Origin of the sequence: Mariniflexile maritimum, from assembly GCF_009746565.1 — a bacterium.
Taxonomy (GTDB): domain Bacteria; phylum Bacteroidota; class Bacteroidia; order Flavobacteriales; family Flavobacteriaceae; genus Mariniflexile; species Mariniflexile maritimum.
Window position 1 is genome coordinate 306,916 of record NZ_WRPN01000001.1, and the last position, 19,270, is coordinate 326,185.

The 19,270-nt window shown below is 38.2% G+C and carries 15 protein-coding genes; 13 read left to right on the top strand and 2 right to left on the bottom strand.

Annotated elements, in window-relative coordinates; all coding sequences use genetic code 11:
• Positions 1-9: 9 nt before the first annotated feature.
• From GQO80_RS01320 to GQO80_RS01330, 3 genes are read left to right on the top strand one after another with little or no spacing between them, the layout of a single operon-like run.
• The gene (locus tag GQO80_RS01320) at positions 10-2,448 is read left to right on the top strand and encodes a YfhO family protein (protein WP_157206393.1); all 2,439 of its coding nucleotides are present in this window, start codon (positions 10-12) and stop codon (positions 2,446-2,448) included.
• 52 nt (positions 2,449-2,500) lie between these two features.
• Positions 2,501-3,781: a glycosyltransferase family 4 protein gene (locus tag GQO80_RS01325; RefSeq protein ID WP_157206394.1), complete on the top strand. Its 1,281-nt coding sequence runs from the start codon at positions 2,501-2,503 to the stop codon at positions 3,779-3,781.
• Positions 3,781-5,238, top strand: coding sequence for an oligosaccharide flippase family protein (locus GQO80_RS01330; RefSeq protein WP_157206395.1), 1,458 nt, complete (start codon positions 3,781-3,783; stop codon positions 5,236-5,238). Before GQO80_RS01325 ends, GQO80_RS01330 begins: the two co-directional genes overlap by 1 nt.
• A 114-nt stretch (positions 5,239-5,352) precedes the next feature.
• Here GQO80_RS01330 and GQO80_RS01335 read toward each other — a convergent pair whose 3' ends face one another.
• Together GQO80_RS01335 and GQO80_RS01340 are read right to left on the bottom strand one after the other, a co-directional pair.
• Positions 5,353-6,576 (bottom strand): hypothetical protein, encoded by a 1,224-nt coding sequence (locus GQO80_RS01335; protein WP_157206396.1) that lies wholly within the window; start codon positions 6,574-6,576, stop codon positions 5,353-5,355.
• Between the two features lie 175 nt (positions 6,577-6,751).
• Positions 6,752-7,168 (bottom strand): thiol-disulfide oxidoreductase DCC family protein, encoded by a 417-nt coding sequence (locus tag GQO80_RS01340; RefSeq protein WP_157206397.1) that lies wholly within the window; start codon positions 7,166-7,168, stop codon positions 6,752-6,754.
• Positions 7,169-7,350: 182 nt separating this feature from the next.
• Here GQO80_RS01340 and GQO80_RS01345 point away from each other — a divergent pair, with 182 nt between their 5' ends.
• The 10 genes from GQO80_RS01345 (at position 7,351) to GQO80_RS01390 (ending at position 19,255) form a co-directional block, all read left to right on the top strand.
• A complete protein-coding gene (locus GQO80_RS01345; protein WP_317163200.1) occupies positions 7,351-8,205 on the top strand; it encodes a universal stress protein in 855 nt (284 codons plus the stop codon).
• Positions 8,206-8,228: 23 nt separating this feature from the next.
• Complete coding sequence (locus GQO80_RS01350; RefSeq protein WP_157206398.1) at positions 8,229-9,074, top strand: universal stress protein; 846 nt, start codon at positions 8,229-8,231, stop codon at positions 9,072-9,074.
• A gap of 4 nt (positions 9,075-9,078) precedes the next feature.
• Positions 9,079-9,918, top strand: coding sequence for a universal stress protein (locus GQO80_RS01355; protein ID WP_157206399.1), 840 nt, complete (start codon positions 9,079-9,081; stop codon positions 9,916-9,918).
• Positions 9,919-9,942: 24 nt separating this feature from the next.
• Positions 9,943-10,785: a restriction endonuclease gene (locus GQO80_RS01360; RefSeq protein WP_157206807.1), complete on the top strand. Its 843-nt coding sequence runs from the start codon at positions 9,943-9,945 to the stop codon at positions 10,783-10,785.
• Between the two features lie 54 nt (positions 10,786-10,839).
• Positions 10,840-12,213, top strand: coding sequence for an MBL fold metallo-hydrolase RNA specificity domain-containing protein (locus GQO80_RS01365; RefSeq protein ID WP_157206400.1), 1,374 nt, complete (start codon positions 10,840-10,842; stop codon positions 12,211-12,213).
• 75 nt (positions 12,214-12,288) lie between these two features.
• Positions 12,289-12,738: a hypothetical protein gene (locus tag GQO80_RS01370; RefSeq protein ID WP_157206401.1), complete on the top strand. Its 450-nt coding sequence runs from the start codon at positions 12,289-12,291 to the stop codon at positions 12,736-12,738.
• A gap of 172 nt (positions 12,739-12,910) precedes the next feature.
• Positions 12,911-13,357, top strand: a complete 447-nt coding sequence (locus GQO80_RS01375) for a hypothetical protein (RefSeq protein ID WP_157206402.1) — start codon at positions 12,911-12,913, stop codon at positions 13,355-13,357.
• Positions 13,358-13,710: 353 nt separating this feature from the next.
• A complete protein-coding gene (locus tag GQO80_RS01380; protein ID WP_157206403.1) occupies positions 13,711-15,045 on the top strand; it encodes a hypothetical protein in 1,335 nt (444 codons plus the stop codon).
• A 156-nt stretch (positions 15,046-15,201) separates the two neighbouring features.
• Complete coding sequence (locus GQO80_RS01385; RefSeq protein WP_157206404.1) at positions 15,202-16,641, top strand: T9SS type B sorting domain-containing protein; 1,440 nt, start codon at positions 15,202-15,204, stop codon at positions 16,639-16,641.
• A gap of 1 nt (position 16,642) precedes the next feature.
• Entirely contained in the window at positions 16,643-19,255 is a 2,613-nt protein-coding gene (locus tag GQO80_RS01390) for a PorP/SprF family type IX secretion system membrane protein (RefSeq protein ID WP_157206405.1), read from the top strand.
• Positions 19,256-19,270: the final 15 nt, after the last annotated feature.

Consider the following 19,270-nt stretch of genomic DNA (forward strand, 5'->3'; position numbering starts at 1 on the left):
AACCGTTCCATGGAATTTTCAATAAAAAAAATACTTCCGCACGTACTCGTTATTATTGGGTTTGTTATAATTTCTTTATCATATTTTAATCCACTCCTTAAAGGAAAACAGCTTTTTCAAAGCGATATCATGCAATATATTGGCATGAGCAAGCAGCAAAATGATTTTAGGGAAGCCACAGGTGAAGAAACTTATTGGACCAATGGCGCGTTTGCTGGTATGCCAACCTACCAATTAGGTGCCAAATACCCACACAATTATATTAAAAAATTAGACGCGACCTTACGGTTTTTACCGCGACCAGCCGATTATCTATTCCTGTATTTCGTTTGTTTTTATGTGCTTTTGTTAGTGTTGAGAGTCGATTACAAACTTGCTGCCGTTGGCGCTTTGGCGTTTGGGTTTTCAACGTATTTGGTTATCATTCTGGGTGTTGGACATAACAGTAAAGCACACGCCATTGCCTATATGCCTTTGGTTTTAAGCGGAATTTTGCTCACGTTTCAACGAAAATATATTGCTGGTTTTCTGCTCACAACTGTTGCCATGGGACTTGAAATGGTGGCAAATCATTTTCAAATGACCTATTATTTGCTGTTTTTAGTCACGATTATTGGCATTGCTTATTTAGTTGATGCATTCAAAAAGAAAGAACTGCCACATTATTTTAAAACCGTTGGTATTTTGATGGCCGCCGTTATTTTAGCGATTGGATTAAACGCCACCAACGTATTGGCCACCAAAGAATATGTTAAGGAAAGTACCCGTGGCAAAAGCGTTTTAACCATCAATCCCGACGGAACACCAAAAGTGGCAACCACAGGTTTGGACAAGGATTATATCACGCAGTTTAGTTACGGTTTTGCCGAAACCTTTAACCTGTTTATCCCCCGTTTTATGGGCGGTGGCAATGGGGAAGATATCGGCAAGGACTCTGCAACTTATGATGCGTTTAGAAAATTAGGGGCACCACCCATACAAGCGGCCGAACAGGTAAAACACGCACCCATGTACTGGGGTAAACAACCCATTGTGGAAGCCCCGGCATATATTGGTGCCGTGGTGTTGTTTTTGTTTGTTTTCGCGCTGTTTTTGGTGAAAGGCCGCTTAAAATGGTGGCTTGTTGGTGGCACGGTGTTTTCGTTATTGCTCTCCTACGGAAAAAATTTAGATTTTTTAACCGATTTCTTTATTGATTACGTGCCCATGTACAACAAATTTAGGGCGGTTACTTCCATACAAGTTATTTTGGAATTGTGCATTCCCGTGTTGGCTATTTTCGGATTGGTGCGCTTGTTCAACACTTTGGTGAAGAAGGAAGAAAAACAGAAGGCCTTAAAATATGCCACGTATATTACGGGCGGTTTGGCAATTGCATTTTTATTACTGAAATCGACTTTATTTGATTTTGTGGGCGTGAACGATGGTTATTACCGCCAAAGTTACGGGCAAGCGTTTATGGATGCCTTAAAAGAAGATCGCATAACGCTTTTTACGCAAGATACGCTGCGGACTTTGGTTTTGGTGCTGCTTTCCGCCGGGGCTATTTATCTGTATTTGAAGAATAAACTGAAGGAAACATCGGTGATTGTCGCTTTCGGCATCCTAATTTTGTTCGATTTGGTGGGCGTTGCGCGACGCTATGTGAACAACGATGATTTTGTGTCGGCCATTCAAGTAAACAAACCTTTTGAAGCCAACGAGGCAGACCAATATATTTTGAAGGACAAGGGGTATTACCGGGTTTTCGATTTGGTGGGCGGTGCAGCGAAACCCTCGTATTTCCATAATTCATTAAATGGGTATAATGCCGCCGAATTAAAACGCTACAGCGATGTGTTCGATTTTTACATTGCGAAAAACAACATCAATGTGCTTAACATGCTCAACACCAAGTACATCATTTTTGAAAATGAAGGCAAAATAATTCCGTTCACAAATGAAGATGCCAACGGGCACGCTTGGTTTGTAAAAACCTTAGAGCATGTAAATTCTGCCAATGAAGAAATAAAAGCCTTGGATAGTTTGGACACAAAAATCAAGGCCGTTTATCATTCTGAAACCTCAAAAAAGCTTCCATCCACTTACAAGGTCGATTCCTTGGCTTCCATAAAATTGGTGTCCTATAAACCAAATTATTTAAAATACGAATCAAACAACACGCATAATGGTTTTGCGGTTTTTTCTGAAATCTATTACGGCAACGGTTGGAAAACGTTTTTAGATGGCAAGGAAACCACGCATATCCGCGTTAATTACACCTTGCGGGGTATGGAACTGCCCGCAGGAAAACATACTATTGAGTTTAAATTCGATCCCGATGTAGTGAAAACGGGCAGCAGTATTGCCTTGGCGAGTTCTGTTTTATTTGGCCTGTTGTTGCTTGGAGCCCTGTTTTATGGTTTTATGGGCAACAAAACCGAAGAAACACAATTGGAGGAAGTGTAGCGATTTTTTAGTTTCTATTAGTACGATTCATGCCTTCACAGGAATGACAAACATGAACAAAAGAAAAGTTTTAATCATTACCTACTATTGGCCACCTGCGGGAGGGCCAGGGGTACAGCGTTGGCTTAAATTTGTAAAATATCTACAGGATTTTAATATAGAACCCGTTGTTTACATTCCGGAAAACCCACATTATCCCTTGGTGGATGATAGTTTGGTAACTGAAGTTCCTAACACACTTACCATCGTTAAACACCCCATAAAAGAACCTTATAAGTTTGCCGGTCTATTTTCAAAAAAAACAGCGAAAACCATAAGCAAGGGCATCATTTCCGAAGACAGAAAACAAGGGTTTATAGAAAAACTATTGCTGTATGTACGGGGCAATTTTTTTATTCCCGATGCGCGAAGGTCGTGGGTAAAACCATCGGTTGCATTTTTAAGTGATTACATTAAAAAAGAAGCCATCGAAACCATTATTACCACAGGGCCGCCACATAGCATGCATCTTATAGGGTTGGAATTACAGAAACGGCTGGGTGTGAAATGGATAGCTGATTTTAGGGATCCATGGACTACCATTGGCTACCACAAACAGTTAAAGCTTACGGCGGCTTCAAAAGCAAAACACAAAGCCCTTGAAAAACAGGTCTTAAATGCAGCCGACCAACTTATTGTAACCAGTTTCACCACCAAAAAGGAATTTCAGTTGCTCACCCATAAACCCATTGAAGTGATAACGAACGGTTACGATAAGGAAACTGTGGCTGCCTTTACCATGGATTCAAAATTTACCATGTCGCATATTGGGTCTTTGTTATCAAAACGAAATCCCGAAGTGTTGTGGCAGGTTTTGGGCGATTTAATGACTGAAAACGAGTCGTTCCCAAAAGATTTTCAACTAAATTTTATTGGCTTTGTGAGCGAAGAGGTGCTCGCTTCCATTGCAAAGTACCAGTTAAGTAATTATATAAACAACATAGGTTATGTATCGCATAATGAAGCGATTGCATTTCAAAGAAAATCACAAATATTGTTATTGGTTGAAATAGATTCCGAGGAAACCCAATGCATCATTCCGGGGAAGTTATTTGAATACATGGTTTCAAACCGCCCCATCATCGCTATTGGCCCCATTCATTCCGATGTTGAAAAAATAATAAAGGAAACCAATACCGGAAAATACTTCACCTATGATGATTATGACGCTTTAAAAACGAGTATCTTAGAGCATTATTTGGCATATAAAAATAAAGCTTTGCAAGTTTATCCCGTTGGATTGCAAAAATACAGCAGAAAATCGCTTACCCAAGCTTTATCAAAATTGTTATAATGGGCATAGTTACCACACAATCGTTTAAGAATACGGTATCAACCTATCTCGGGTTTGCCATTGGCGCACTTAATACGCTGTTTTTGTACACTTATTTTATTTCAAACACTTATTATGGATTGGTGGCATTTTTAATGAGTACGGCCAACATTATCATGCCTTTAATGGCTTTTGGGGCACATAACACCATCATTAAGTTTTATTCAACATTTAAAACCAAAAACTCGCTCAATAGTTTTTTAACCCTCATGCTTTTTTTGCCCTTGGCACTCATCATCCCCATTGGGCTTATTGGCTGTTTTACTTACGAAACCATTGGTGAGTTGCTATCTCAAAAAAACAGTATTGTAAAGGAGTACGTTTGGTACATTTATGTTACCGCTATTGCCATGGCGTATTTTGAAGTGTTTTTTGCATGGTCGAAAACCCAGATGCAAACGGTTTTTGGCAATTTTATGAAAGAAGTATTCCATAGGGTAGGTACGATGCTCCTGCTTTTTGCCGTGTATTTTAAATGGCTCGATGTAGAGCAATTTATAATTGGTATCGTGGTGCTTCATGTAATCAGGACCATCATCATGAAATTGTACGCCTTTAGCTTAAAGTTTCCGGTAATTAAGTTTTATAAAATTGAGAAGTTGCCATCGATATTAAAATATTCAGCATTGATCATCATTGCGGGTTCCATTGCAACGGTTATCCTGGATATCGATTCCTTTATGTTGGGCATGTACATTCCCATTCAGGAAGTGGCCTATTATGGGGTTGCCATATACATCGCCACGGTAATTGTGGTGCCATCGCGCTCGATGCAGCAAATTTTACAACCGCTTACCGCAAAATACCTGAACGATAAGAACAAAGTTGCTTTAAAAGATTTATATGTAAGAAGCTCGCAAACCTTATTTATTATCGGCGGTTTTATATTTGTTATTATTTTGGTAAACATTAACGCCCTTTATTTGTTGATACCAAAGGCATTTGGCGGCGGACTTCTAGTGGTTTTTTTAGTGGGCATTGCAAAACTTTATGATTGTTTGATGGGCTGTAACAATGTGGTGCTTTTTAATAGCGATTATTATAGGGTAGTGCTATTGTTTGGGGTTATTTTAACGGTTTTAACGGTATTTCTTAACATGCTTTTTATACCCATGTTTGGAATAAATGGGTCGGCATTTGCCACGTTTTTAGCGATTTCAGTTTATAACACCATAAAAATCTATTTTGTGAAACTGAAGTTTGATATGATGCCTTTTGACAAAAATACGGGCTTGGTTTTATTGGTGATTGTTGGATGCGTGTTACTTTTCTATTTTTGGGAGTTTCCGCTCCATCCCATTATCAATATTGCCTTAAAAACACTGTTGGTAACGGCCCTTTATGTTTTGGCAATTTTAAAACTCGAAATTTCCGAAGATATTTCAGGAATGTTAAGGAAGTATTTAAGGCTACGATAAAGAACGGGTTCTATTTGTTAATAGATTTCGCTTTCGCGGAAAAACAGAAACCCCCACGATGTTGCTTTGAGGCAAACGTATCGCAGGGATTTCCAAACTAACCAACCAAAATTATTAAGACCGTCTTCTTGAAGAAGCTTCCGATCGTGTATTGTTATTACCAGAATTGCTTCGTGTTTTTGCAGCCATTGGCTTGCTTTCTACGGTTCGGCTTACGGTGCGTTCCGAAGTTCTTTGTGTAACTTGCGGCATGCTTCTGGTAGCTGAATTACTTTTAGTATATGTACGTGAATTTGCGTTATTTGGTTTTTCAATCATATTATTTTTTTTGGTTCGCGTTACCACGTTGGTTCTTGGGTTATTTTCATGCGCTACAACAGGTCTATTAACGCTTTCACGGGTTGTTTTAGTATCGTTCATTCGGGAATTAATGCGTGTTGCTTGGGTGTTGTTGGTATAATCGCGCCTATTTGCATTGCTGTTTACTTGGGGCGCATTTCTTTCAGAATGTTTATTCAAATCACTTTCATAACGCCTTGAACTTTCAGTTCTGTTTTCAGTACGGGCAACTCTATCAGAACTTCTATCCAAATCACCTTCATAACGTCTTGAACTGGCTTTCCTGTTAATTTGTGTTACATTTTTCGGACTTCTGTAAACGGTGGCATATTCCCTGTTTCTTTCAATACTTTCACCCCTTCTGCCATAAATAGCGGTTTTAGGTCTGTAATTGTTATAAAAAGGCCTTGTGTAAACGTATCGCACCGGGGCATAATATTGTCTGTAAGGACGGTTGTAAACCACACAGTAATCGTACGCTGGTACCCTGTAATAACGGTGCCAAGGTCTATAAACATAGTGTCTATTATAAACGTTTATGTAGCCCGTTACATAAGAAAACACGTTGTAATTGTTGTAATGGATATACAAACCACCAACGCGCGATACATAGCCATGGTTATTGTAGTTGATGTTTACGTTGCCCGCTTGCACGATGCGTCCGTAATAATCATAATAAATAGGGGTGTTTTCTATTTGGATGATGGCGCCGTACTCATCATATTGCACATAAGCATTGTAATCGTAACCCGAGTTGAAGCTGATGTTTACATTTGGAGAACCTATGGAAACATTTAAGCGCGAGTTACCACGCAATAAATTAAAGTCGAATTGACCATCGGGGAAAACCGAAAATTCAATACCATCCTCCACAAAAATGAAAGCGTTACCGTAACCTCGGTTGTTAAAAGTATTTGTAAAGTCGGTGTTGGTTGTGTCGGCATTAACTGCAAATCCCGTAAGGATGAGGCCAGCTACTATGAATATAAACTTTTTCATGATTGTGGGTATTAATTGTTATACGCTTAGGTAATTACAAACAACGTGCCAAAAAAATAGAATTAGGTTTAAGTAGTTGAATATCAATTATATATTTTGAATAAATTGAAAAGCTATTTTGATTAAGCGACTTTCAACCCATACGAAAATACCAAAACGCAGGCAATATTTGGGTTTAATCCAAAAATTTACTTTTCAATTCGGGAGTAGGTATCCAGCACGATTCTTTTTTGCCGTACCACTTGTATCTGTTTTTCGCTATATAATCGTAAACCCAATCACGAATACCTACCGGAACGATAAGAAAGATGCTTGCAATATTTTGGGGGAACCCTAAAGCACTAGCAATTTTTAAAGCTGCCGTCGATTTTGATACCATGCCTTTTTCGGGCGTATATAAAAGTATGGAATCTGTTTTTGTGGTATCTATATCATGCTTTTTAATAAGTTCCTGTCCTGTTTCACCTTGTAGCGCAGCAAAAAGAAATACGTTTTTTTTATCGTGTTTAATAACATATTGAACAGAGGCGTTGCAAAGGTTGCAAACACCATCAAAAAGTATCAGTTTTTTATGCTTTGGTAGGTTTGTCATATTTCGGTTTATAACAGCAAGGTTTGTAAAATTTCCGGTTGGGTATGCGCCCACAAATATACGGTTTTTGAAGCCATTTAAAACCTAGTGTTTTTTTATAAATTAAATGTTAATCCTGACATATATCATAGTTCCTTTGTTTAAAATTGATTATATTTAAGTGTTTCATAATAAAGGCTGTAATGATGAGAAAAATAGTAGTTCCAACGGATTTTTCTGAAAACGCTACCAACGCATTGGAATATGCACTAGCGCTTTTTAAATATGATTTCAGCGAGTTTTACATCTTAAATGCCTACCAAGATGCTATTTATGCAAATGCATCGGTTACCCAAGAAAATTTAGCCGAAGTAACAAGTGCCATGGCCCAACAAAGCCAATCGCAATTAGATGAACTTTTAAAATATGTAACTAGTATTTCACCCAATCCAAGGCATAAATATTATGTAATTTCATCAAACAGTGTACTGGTTAATGGCGTTAACACGGTAGTTGATGAACAAAATATCGACATCGTTGTTATGGGCACACGTGGTTTTACCAACAACAGGCAACTGGTTTTTGGCAGCCATACCTTGCAGGTTTTAAAATATGTGTCGTGTCCGGTTTTGGCCATTCCTGAAAATTATAAATATACGCAGCCCAAACATATCATGTTTCCAACCAATTTTTTAATTCCATATAAACGCAGGGAATTAAAACTTTTATGCGGTATGGCAAGTCCGTATCGAGCTGAAATTGATATTGTTTATATTTCAAAAAGCAATACCCTTTCAATACGGCAACAAGATAATCAGGATTTTGTTAAAGACGTTCTTTGCAAAAACACCTTAAACATTAAAACCATCAAATCCAAAAACATTACAGAGGCCATCCACCACTATATCACCCAAAACGGTATCGATATGCTGGTTATGGTAAATAGCCAACATACATTTTTAGAGAACATGTTGTTGCAATCTACCATCGACAAAATGGGTAGTTCGTTAAACATTCCATTTTTGGTTTTGCAGAACATCAATCGCGATAATTTATAACGTAACAATTTAAAACTTAGGTCATGAAAAAAATACTTTTGCCTACCGATTTTTCCAACAATTCATGGAACGCCATAAAATATGCCGTGAATTTGTTTAAAGATGAAACATGCCATTTTTACTTGTTGAATACCTATACGCCCATTATTTACCAAGTAGAATATGTAGAAGTCTATTCCGGACAGTTTGGAATGGTTGAAGCCATGGAAGAAGCCTCAAATAACGGTTTGGAAAAAATAATTCAGCGTATTGAAAAGGAATTTAAAAACCCAAAACACACCGTTAGTAAAATTTCTTCGTTTAACACCCTTACGGCTGCCATTGAAGAAATTTCTACTTCAAAAAAAATAGATTGTATTGTCATGGGCACTAAAGGAGCTACCGGTGCGACCGAAATTTTATTTGGCTCCAACACCGTGCACACCATAAAAAATACCAAACGCCCTTTATTGGCAATTCCCAATGATTATCAGTTTGAAACCCCTAAAGAAATTTTATTTCCATCGGATTATGCCATCGATTTTAAAAAGGAACACGTACAGCCATTGCTTGATATAGCCGCCATGTACCAATCGCGCATCCATGTAATGAACGCGTCTTTTGGATATGAACTATCTGAAAGCCAACAGCATAATAAAGAAAAATTAGAAACTTATTTTAAACCGTTCACCCATATTTTCCATAGTGTTAGCAACCAAACCGTTGAAGATGCCATAGCAAAATTTCAATCAAAGGCTCATATTAATTTGTTGGTGATGATCAATAATAAACATTCATTTTTTGAAAACCTGTTTTTTAAGTCCACCATCAGCCACATCGGATTTCATTTAAAAATCCCGTTTTTAGTCATTCCTTCACAAATAAAATAACCCTATGGAAACCAAGAGTTTAAATGTTTTATTGCCAACCGATTTTTCAGACAACGCATGGAATACCGTGGTGTATGCCCTAAAATTGTATCAAAAGCAGGCATGCCGGTTTTATTTTTTGCATGCCACAAAAATTCGGCTTAAAAATTCGGCCATTAGTTCCAGCAAATTGTCCGATGTTATCAGGGAAGCCGCCACTAAGGAAATGGACGCTTTAAAAGCATTGGCAGAAAGTTCCAACATAAGCAAACACCATAAATTTATGAGCATTATTAGTTCGGAAGATCTTATAGATGCCATAGAAATTGCGGTGGTAAAGCACAATATTGATGTGGTTATTTTAGGAACCAAAGGCGCTACGGGTGCCAAAAAACTTTTTTTTGGAAGCAATACGGTAGGTGTTATCAAGAACATGCGGCTTAGGCCCATTTTGGTGGTGCCCGATGAATACGATTTTGTGGTGCCACAGCAAATAGCATTTCCAACCGATTTTAATAGGATGTACAACCACGTACAATTACAGCCTATTTTAGACCTGGCCACATTATACCATTCCAAACTTAGAATTGTCCATATCAACAAAGAAAAGGCACTAAGCCCCGTACAAGAAGAAAATCTTGAAATATTAAAAGGCTGTCTTAGTGCTTTGCACTTTAGTTTTCATTGGATGCCCGATTATATAAAACTTACCAAGGAAATCCATTTTTTTATAGAGGAACTGAACATCGATATGTTGGTGATGTTAAATTATAAGCACAGTTTTATCCAAAATATCGTGAATGAACCAGTAATTGCAAACATTGGGTTTAACCCAAAAATACCGTTTTTGGTCGTGCCTGTTTAAACCTTGAAAAACATCCAGTCTATTATGAAAGACCAACCCATACGCATCGTTAAATCTTCAGGTGAAAAAGTAATATTTTCATTTGAAAAACTTCGGCGTTCTTTAATGCGAACGGGCGCAGAACCCGCCATGGTTGACGCCATTTTAAAGATTGTAAAGGACGAATTATACCAAGGCATTACTACCAACGAATTGTACAACAGGGCTTTTGCGCTGTTAAAAAAGCAAAAAAGCTATTTGGCATCCAAATACAAACTTAAAAAAGCCATTTATGAACTTGGGCCTACAGGGTATCCCTTCGAGCGTTTTATTGCTGCCATTTTAAAGTATTCGGGTTTTAAGGTAGAAGTTGGACAAATTCTGCAAGGCGCCTGTGTAAGCCATGAAATTGACGTTGTTGCCCAAAAAAATGGCGAAACCACCATTATAGAATGTAAGTTCCATAGCCAGCAGGGTCAAAACTGTAATGTTAAAATCCCATTATATATTAACTCCCGTTATATGGATGTGAAAACCCATTGGAACGCAAACCATAAAAACAACACCAAGCTAACCAAAGGGTGGGTGGTAACCAATACGCGTTTTACCACCGATGCCATTAGCTATGGCAACTGCTGCGGCTTGTATTTATTAAGTTGGGACTATCCTAAAAACGATGGCCTAAGGGATAGAATAGATAGGTTGGGGCTGTACCCAATTACCGTTTCTACCTTGTTAACCAACAGGGAAAAACAGTTTTTACTGAGTAGGGACGTGGTGCTGTGTAGAGAACTGGTGGGCGATGTGTTTTATTTGGACCATTTAGGGATTTCACAAACACGTAAGGATAAAATAATGAAAGAAATAAAGGAGCTGTGCAACCATTAATAATTAAGAATGAATAATTAAAAAAGAATGTAGTTTATAAAATATAGAATGAAGATGGACAACCGGGTAAACATCACGTTTTTAGGCGCTTCGCAAACGGTTACGGGCTCAAAATTCCTTATTGAAACTTCCGAAAAAAATATTTTGATAGATTGCGGAATGTTCCAAGGGTTGAAAGCGCTTCGTGAACTGAATTGGCAAAATCTTCCCGTAAATACCGAAACCATCGATGTGGTGCTGTTAACCCACGGGCATCTGGATCATGTAGGCTACCTTCCACGTCTTTTAAAACAAGGGTTTTCAGGTAATATTATTGGCACAGCGCCCACGCTTGCCATTGCCGAAATTATTCTTTTGGATAGTGCCAAAATTCATGAAGAAGAGGCCTTAAAAGCAAATAAGGAACATTATACCAAGCACAAACCCGCACTCCCTTTTTATACGGTTAAGGATGCCGAAAAAACCATACGGCATTTTGAAGTGGGCGTGCCCGATAAATGGGTAATGCTTTCAGAACACATATCGTACAGATTTCAATTTAATGGGCACATTATAGGGGCAACCTTTATTGAACTGGACATTAACGGTAAGCGTTTTGTGTTTTCCGGCGATGTTGGCAGGCGCAACGATTATTTATTGGACAATCCTAAAAAACCCGAATGGGCCGATTTTCTATTCCTTGAGAGCACCTATGGCAATACGTTGCATCCGGATGAAGATGTTGAAGCCATTCTTTCGCATTTAATTATCGATACCATCCACAAACAAGGCAATCTCATCATTCCCAGTTTTGCAGTTGAGCGTTTACAAACCATTATGTACATTTTATGGCAGCTATTTCAAAGGAACAAAATCCCCAATATTCCCATAATTATTGATAGCCCCATGGGCAACAATGTGCTCGATGTTTTTAGAAGTTTTCCCAAATGGCATAAACTCTCGGTGCAAGAGTACGACGCCATGTGCAACCATGTTACCATCATTCAATCGTACCAAGACACCTGGAAAACCATTGATGATAAGCGCCCAAAAATCATTATTGCCGGTAGTGGTATGGTAACGGGCGGTAGGGTGTTAACCTATTTGCAGCAATTTATAGACAATCCGCTTACCACCGTGTTATTGGTAGGGTATCAAGCTGAAGGTACTCGTGGCAGATTGTTGCAGGATGGTGCGTACGAAATCCGTTTTTTCGGCAAGTATTATCCTGTGAAGGCCACTATAAAAAGTTTGGAAAGTTTGTCGGCACATGCCGACCAAGCAGATTTGCTAAACTGGATAGACAGCATTAAAAATATACCAGAACAGGTGTTTCTGGTTCATGGCGAGCCAACCGTTTTAGATGCTTTTCGCGTGAAAATAGAAAAAACCTGCCAATGGCATGTAAAGGTTCCTAAACTTAATGAAACAATAACCGTAATGGTTTAATAAAATATTGAAAATGATAATTTTATATCTGTTTTTTTAAGTAAGATGAAATAATAATTTTTAAAACTTTAAATCATGAAAACAGCACAAACTGAAGCAAATTATGTAGCATGGCTTAGTGCCGAAAGCATGCATAATACGTCGCGTAACTGGCTATCGGAATTATTGTTTGTTAAAGACGAACAGGTGTTTTTCGATGATCTGATAAAATCTTACACCCTGCAACTTATAGATTCTAAGCATTTTGATAAGAGCAAAAAATTGGTCACAAAATTGGCCATGATCCAGAAAGAAACCCTCACCCTAATTGAAACAGTGAAGGCACATGAACGCGATCTGGAAATTATGGTCGATAAAAAAGACCAACTTGAGGAAGAGTACAATTATAAAAATGCACACCGAGAACTAATCGTTTTGTTAAACGACTTTTTTGAGGCCTACCAATCCATAAAAAAACAGCTATATAAGTTAATTAAGGGCATCATAAAAGAAACCAACCAAAAACGGTTATTGGAAAAATTTTAGTTAATCGTTCCATTTTTTTTAAAACATCTTTCAATACCAGAACCGTATGTTTTAGGTTCGTTCAGTCTATTATTCTGTTTAAAATAAAAAAAAACATAAAAAATTCGATAAAACGCTTGTTTTTAACGTTTAATTACATAGATTTGTTATATTAAACCCCAAAATCTTTGAAATGAAAACAAATATTATTCTGTTAAGTGTTATTTTTATATTTATAACAGGCTATGGTTATGCCCAAAAAAAGAACGAACCTAAAAGTATTATTAGCGAAAAAGTAGCCATAAAGAAATACCATAATAAAGAGGAATTGGAGCGCATGCAAAAAGGCGAACTGTTGGTGCTTTATATGGAGCGCATGGAAGTTTTAATAAAAACACTGCCCTATATTGCGTTTGCTACCAAACCCGGCATAACAATGTCCACTTTAGGTATTCCCAATGATAACGATAACAGAAAAATATTGGATAGCCAATTTGAGGCTACCAACGATTATTTAAAAGCTACCAACGAATTTCAATCTAGAATATTACCCTATTCTGATACTAGCAAGCTCATTTCTGCTATTTTATTTTATGAAGAAATAATGAAATCATTACATGAATACAGTGCTTACCATTAAGTTGTATTTTAATAGTTAAACTACTAATTGTTTTCCCCAAATAGTCATTTAAAAATCAAGCTAAATTACTGGCTTGATTTTTTTTTGTCCCTATTTTAAAAATTTTAATGATGGAAAAAAGGTTTTTATTTTTATGAAAATTAGGACACCAAAACCCAATAGATTATTAAAAATGAACGAACCTGTGTTTTTAATCCTTTAAAACTGCATTTCATCGATGTTATTTTTAGTGAAATCGAGAAATTTTGTGCATTTTGGCGAAATAATTGGTATTTCATAGCATTATTTTTTATTTTTGAGAATTAATTAGTTGAAAAATCTTATTCGATTTTTATAACAAAAAAACAGTCACTATGAAAAACTTTACGCAACTGGTTTTAATATTTCTTTTGGTTATAGGAAATAGTTTTGCACAACAAGAAAAAGGAATTATAGGTGCCAAAAATTGGTTATATAACTGGGCAGAATTTAAACCCAACCAAAAAGAGTACGACGAGCCCACCCAAATTTTAACGGGTACCATCGATAAAGACACCAAATTAACAAAACGTGATACTTACTTGTTGGTAGGCAACGTGTTTGTTACCAATAATGCCATTCTTAGCATTGAGCCCGGAACGGTTATACTATGCGACTATGCATCCAAAGCTTCGCTTACAATATCAAAAGGTGCCAAAATAATGGCCGAAGGTTTAGAAACAGACCCAATTGTTTTTACTTCAAACCGCGGTGTTAAAAGATCGGGCGATTGGGGAGGTATCATTTTATTGGGCGATGCGCCTACCAATAAATTTGGAAATGGCTCGGTGGCATCGTATTATTCCGATTTGCCCACTTCTGCCTATGCCAACACCAATTATGGCGGTACTAACCTTGCCAGTAACTCAGGAATATTGCGGTTTGTACGCATAGAATTTGCTGGAAGGCGCATCAACAACTCAACCTACTTTAATGGCTTGTTATTGGCCGGTATTGGAAGCGAAACACACCTTGAAAACGTTATGGTAAGCTATTCCGCAGGAAACTCCTTCGAGGTTTGGGGCGGCGATGTTGATTTGGTTAAGGTCGTATCGTACAGGTCCAGTAGCAATGATTTTAAATTCAATTATGGTGCCCACAGCGAATTGGTAAATTCGTTGGCGGTGCGTTCGCCTTATGTGTCCAGCAGTAGTCGTGCAAGATGCTTGCAGGTAGCTTCGTACGACAAGAAAGAGGAAGTTGATTTCTCGAAAAAAGGAACGTTCGTTACTGCAAAAAACCTAACCTTTTTGAATGAAACCGATAACTTAAAAGCAGACATTGACAAAGGGTTGGTTAAAGAAGCCATTTATGTTGGTAATTCAGCGTCGTTAGACATGAACAAAAGTGTGGTATCAGGTTTTAACCCTGCGGTTTTGCTGGAAGAAACCATAAACATTAACCAAGAAAGTTTGGAAAAAATCAAGTTTGCCAATATGTATTTCAACAATTGCAACGGCAATATATTTGTAGAGAACAACTCGAATAATGAAGATTTGGAAAACTGGTACGGCAATACTTCCTTTTTCAATGTGTATTCTAAAAGCAACAATGTAGAGACTTTTATTGATTTTGCAAATGAGAAAAAACCCGATTTTAGATTGAGGATTAATAAGATAATCGCTTCTAAAGATCATTTGGCATCGGAAGATTTGGGAATAGACAACTAAAATAATGAACCATCAATTGATACATTAATAAAACACTAGGTCTTAACGCTTTCCTATTTATGTTCTCTCAAATTTAAGGAATTCTTTTTTCGGGCATAGTCCTTGGAATGGTGATAGTTTCTAGAAGTTTTATTTAAAAAGAAAATAATATCGCGCATGAAGAATTTTACTTTTATTAATATTGCTGTTGTATTTTTTTTCTATTTTACGCTATCTGTAAATGGTCAAATAGTTATCGGGAAGCCAACCCTGGGTTTTAGTCAAGCCTGCGCAAGTGCTACTTTTAATACTTATGATGCTACGTTTACGTTTTCGCCCGTTTCGGCAATAACGGCAAACAACCAATTTATCATAGAGCTTTCCGATGCCACCGGAAGTTTTGCTTCACCTACCACTGTTTTTACTTCGGCAACAAACGCGGTAACGGTTTCGCCAGCAACCTTAAGTTTTTCGTTGCCAACTAATACCACTGGTGAAGCTTATAAAATTAGAATAAAAAGCACCGATCAAGCGGGCACCAGCGTTCCATCCAATGCATTTCCTGCTTATTATAAAATTCAGGACACACCATTTACCATCAATAATTTAATCGCTACTGGCGCCTATTGTGCAGGTGGAAGTTATTTGTTAACCATTGATAATCCGGGTTATGGCAGCAACGATTCGCCTTTAAAATACCCAGCCCTAACCTATAATTGGTATAAAGAATCCAGTCCTACAACATCTATTTTTGTTGCCTCGGGAGCTAGTTTATCGGTTACTGTTCCCGGAACCTATTTTGTAAAAACCAATTACGGTTCGTGTACTTCAGAATCGTACTCAAATCGCGTAACCGTTACTGAGGCTACTTCGGGTGTAACGTCCTCAATCAGTTCCAGTTTGGGCAATCCATATTGTGCCGGCGAGGGTGCTACAACCTTAAGTGCCATAAAAGGAACAAGTTACCAATGGTTTAAGGAAGGGAAGGCCATAACTGGAGCCACCAACCAAATGTATGTAACCAATGAAGCGGGCAATTATGCGGTTACCATTAACTTGGGCAGTTGTGTTGCAAATGCTTCAATCAATTTAGAGAACAGTGGTTTTTCAAGCAGTATTGATGTGCCCGAGTTTAATGTTTTAAATGAAGGGGAAACCTTGATTGCTACCGTTACAACCGATGCCACAAACCCGAAGTTTGAATGGTATTTTAATGAAACTCTTATTTCTGGAGCGTCTGCCAGTAGCCATCAAGTTACCCAAAGCGGAAATTATAAAGTGGTTATTTCACAAACCGATGGCTGTAATGCCTCAAACGAGTTTAGGTTTGCTGTAAGCGAACCGTTTCCCGATGTGGAAAAAATACCCAATTTAATAAGTCCGAATGGCGATGGCATCAATGATACGTGGGTTATCCCAAAAGCTTATGTTAGTGGCACCAATACAAACGTGGTTATTATGACTTCGCAGGGTAAAATAGTGCTTCAAACAACAAATTACCAAAACAATTGGCCCGAAAACCAATTGGATTTTAAGGAGGTCAATCCTGTTTATTATTACACTATTACAACCCCGAACAATAAAACAAGAAAAGGCTCCATAACGGTCGTAAAATAATATGATAAAGCAACTGTGCTATATAGTTATAGGTTTCTGTTTTGTGCAGATGCTCCATTCTCAAGAGGATGGCGTTGTTGCTTTTAGCCTACCCGTAAGAAATTCGGTAAAATTCAATCGATACGCCATCAACCCAACCTTTAGTTTTGTGCGCGAACAAAATAAATACCTAAGTTTTACAAATAAGCGGGAATGGGTGCAATTTGATAACGCACCGCAAATCTATTTGTTCAGTTATGCGGGTAGGTTTGGTGAAAATACGGGTGCAGGTATTGGCCTGTTTCAGCAAAATTACGGCGTGTTAACTACCTTTGGCGGTGTGCTCAATTATGCCTACAATGTGGTGCTTGATAGAGATAGCAACCTCACTTTTGGTTTGAATTTAGGGGTTTACAAAAGTGGTATTAACCAAGGCGATGTGGTTATAAATTTTCCAGATCCTTCCTTGCAAAATGTACCTTCCAACATGCTTGTTACCATAAACCCGGGCATCAATTATGGTACTACGTTTCTCGATTTTGGCGTGTCGTTAAACAATTTGGTGCAGTATAATTTTAAAACCTCAAAGCTTATTGAAGAAAACCCCAAGCAAAGTGTGCAAGCCCATGTGATGTACACCGGATATGTTGAAAGTCGCGGGTTTTTCGATAGAAGTAAATTTTCAGGATTGGTACGTTCAGAATTCAAAAAAAACGAAACCGTCATTTCAGGAATTGCGATGCTTACTATTCCGAAAGGCCTATGGGCACAAACGGGTTATAATACCTTATACGGACTTTCAGCAGGTATTGGCATAAACCTTACCAGTCAAATTGCTTTGGAGTATAATTATGAAAAAGAAGTAGGGGATATGGCAACTTTTGGCAGTTCACACGAAGTTACTTTGGCCTATAAATTCAATAAGCGGGAACGCTACAATTATAGTGATGACGATGAAGAAGAAGCCTTGTTTACATCCTCAAGAAAGCCAAAAATTGTAAAACGGGGCGTTGCATCGGGCGTGAACGTTGATAGAAAAGCTATTGCTGCTGAAAAAGCACAGGCAAGGGCAGAAGCTGCTGCTTTGCAAAAAGCCAAAGAAGATGCCAGAAAACAATCCATTGAAGAAGCACGCGTTAAAGCAGAGGCCGCTTCAAGGTTAAAATCAGAACAAGAGGCACAGGCGAAGTTGGAAGCGGAAACCAAACTTAAATTGGCACAGGAAGCCCAAGCCAAAGAAGAAGCCAGACTAAAAACAGAGCGGGAAGCCCAAGCCAAAGCAGCCGAAGAAAACAGAATCAGGTTGGCAGAAGAAGCACGCGTAAAAGCAGAAGCCGCTTCAAAATTAAAATCTGAACAAGAAGCAAAGGCGAAGTTGGAAGCGGAAACCAAACTTAAATTGGCACAGGAGGCCAAAGCCAAAGAAGAAGCCAGACTAAAAACAGAACAGGAAGCCCAAGCCAAAGCAGCCGAAGAAAACAGACTCAGGTTGGCAGAAGAAGCACGCGTAAAAGCAGAAGCCGCTTCAAGATTAAAATCTGAACAAGAGGCACAGGCGAAATTGGAAGCGGAAACCAAACTTAAATTGGCACAGGAGGCCAAAGCCAAAGAAGAAGCCAGACTAAAAGCAGAGCAGGAAGCCCAAGCCAAAGCAGCCGAAGAAAACAGAATCAGGTTGGCAGAAGAAGCACGCGTAAAAGCAGAAGCCGCTTCAAAATTAAAATCTGAACAAGAAGCACAACAAAAAGCAGCTATTGAAACGGAAGCAAAAGAAGCCGAGGTAGCAGTTGAAACACCGTTACCCATGGACGAGACAACCAAATCGGTTGAAGCGTTACTAACAAAATTGAACGAAACCGTAGCCAGCAAAGAGCAAGATTTAAAAGATTTAAAACAGGAAAACGATTTAAGTGAGCAAGGTATCCAAACCACGCCAAAACCATTTAAAAGTGTATCGGCGGAAAATGCTGCTTTGGAATCCTTAAAAGTTCAAATTGATGATGTTATAGAAGCTCAGGGTTTAAAAATAGCTACATTAGAAAACCGCTACAAAGAGCGATTAAAAACGGTTCCAAGTGCACAAGATTCAATTGCAACCATTTATCTGAACGAAATTGAAATACTAAAAGCGGCACAAGCCAAGGCCAAACGTTCTAAAGAGAGTCTGGTTTCAGAATTGGAACAAATTAAAATAGCCACCGAGATTGAGCGTAAGCGCCGTATAAAACGTGCAGCGTACGATAATGAGGAAGATCGCTACCACAAAGACAGGGCTGCATTAAACGTTATCAAACAAACCACTCCTGAAAGCAATGTGCCACTTACGGAGGCCGATTTTGATTTTGGCGAAGAACAAAGCAGCAACATCCAAATTGTAAAAGAGGTTAAAAATGTTGCTAGTGGTTATTATATGGTTATTGCGGTGCACAGCGATGTTGAAAAACGCGATGCCTTTTTAACCAAAGCAGTTGCTGCCGGACAAAAAAATATTAATTTCTTTTATGATGTTACCACAAGCAAATACTACATCTATTACGAAAAATTTGACGATATAGAAACCGCCATAAATGCCATGGAAACCAAAGAGAAAACTCCGTACAACAAAAAAATGTCGTTAGTAAAAATTGAAAACTAAACTATGAAACAGAAT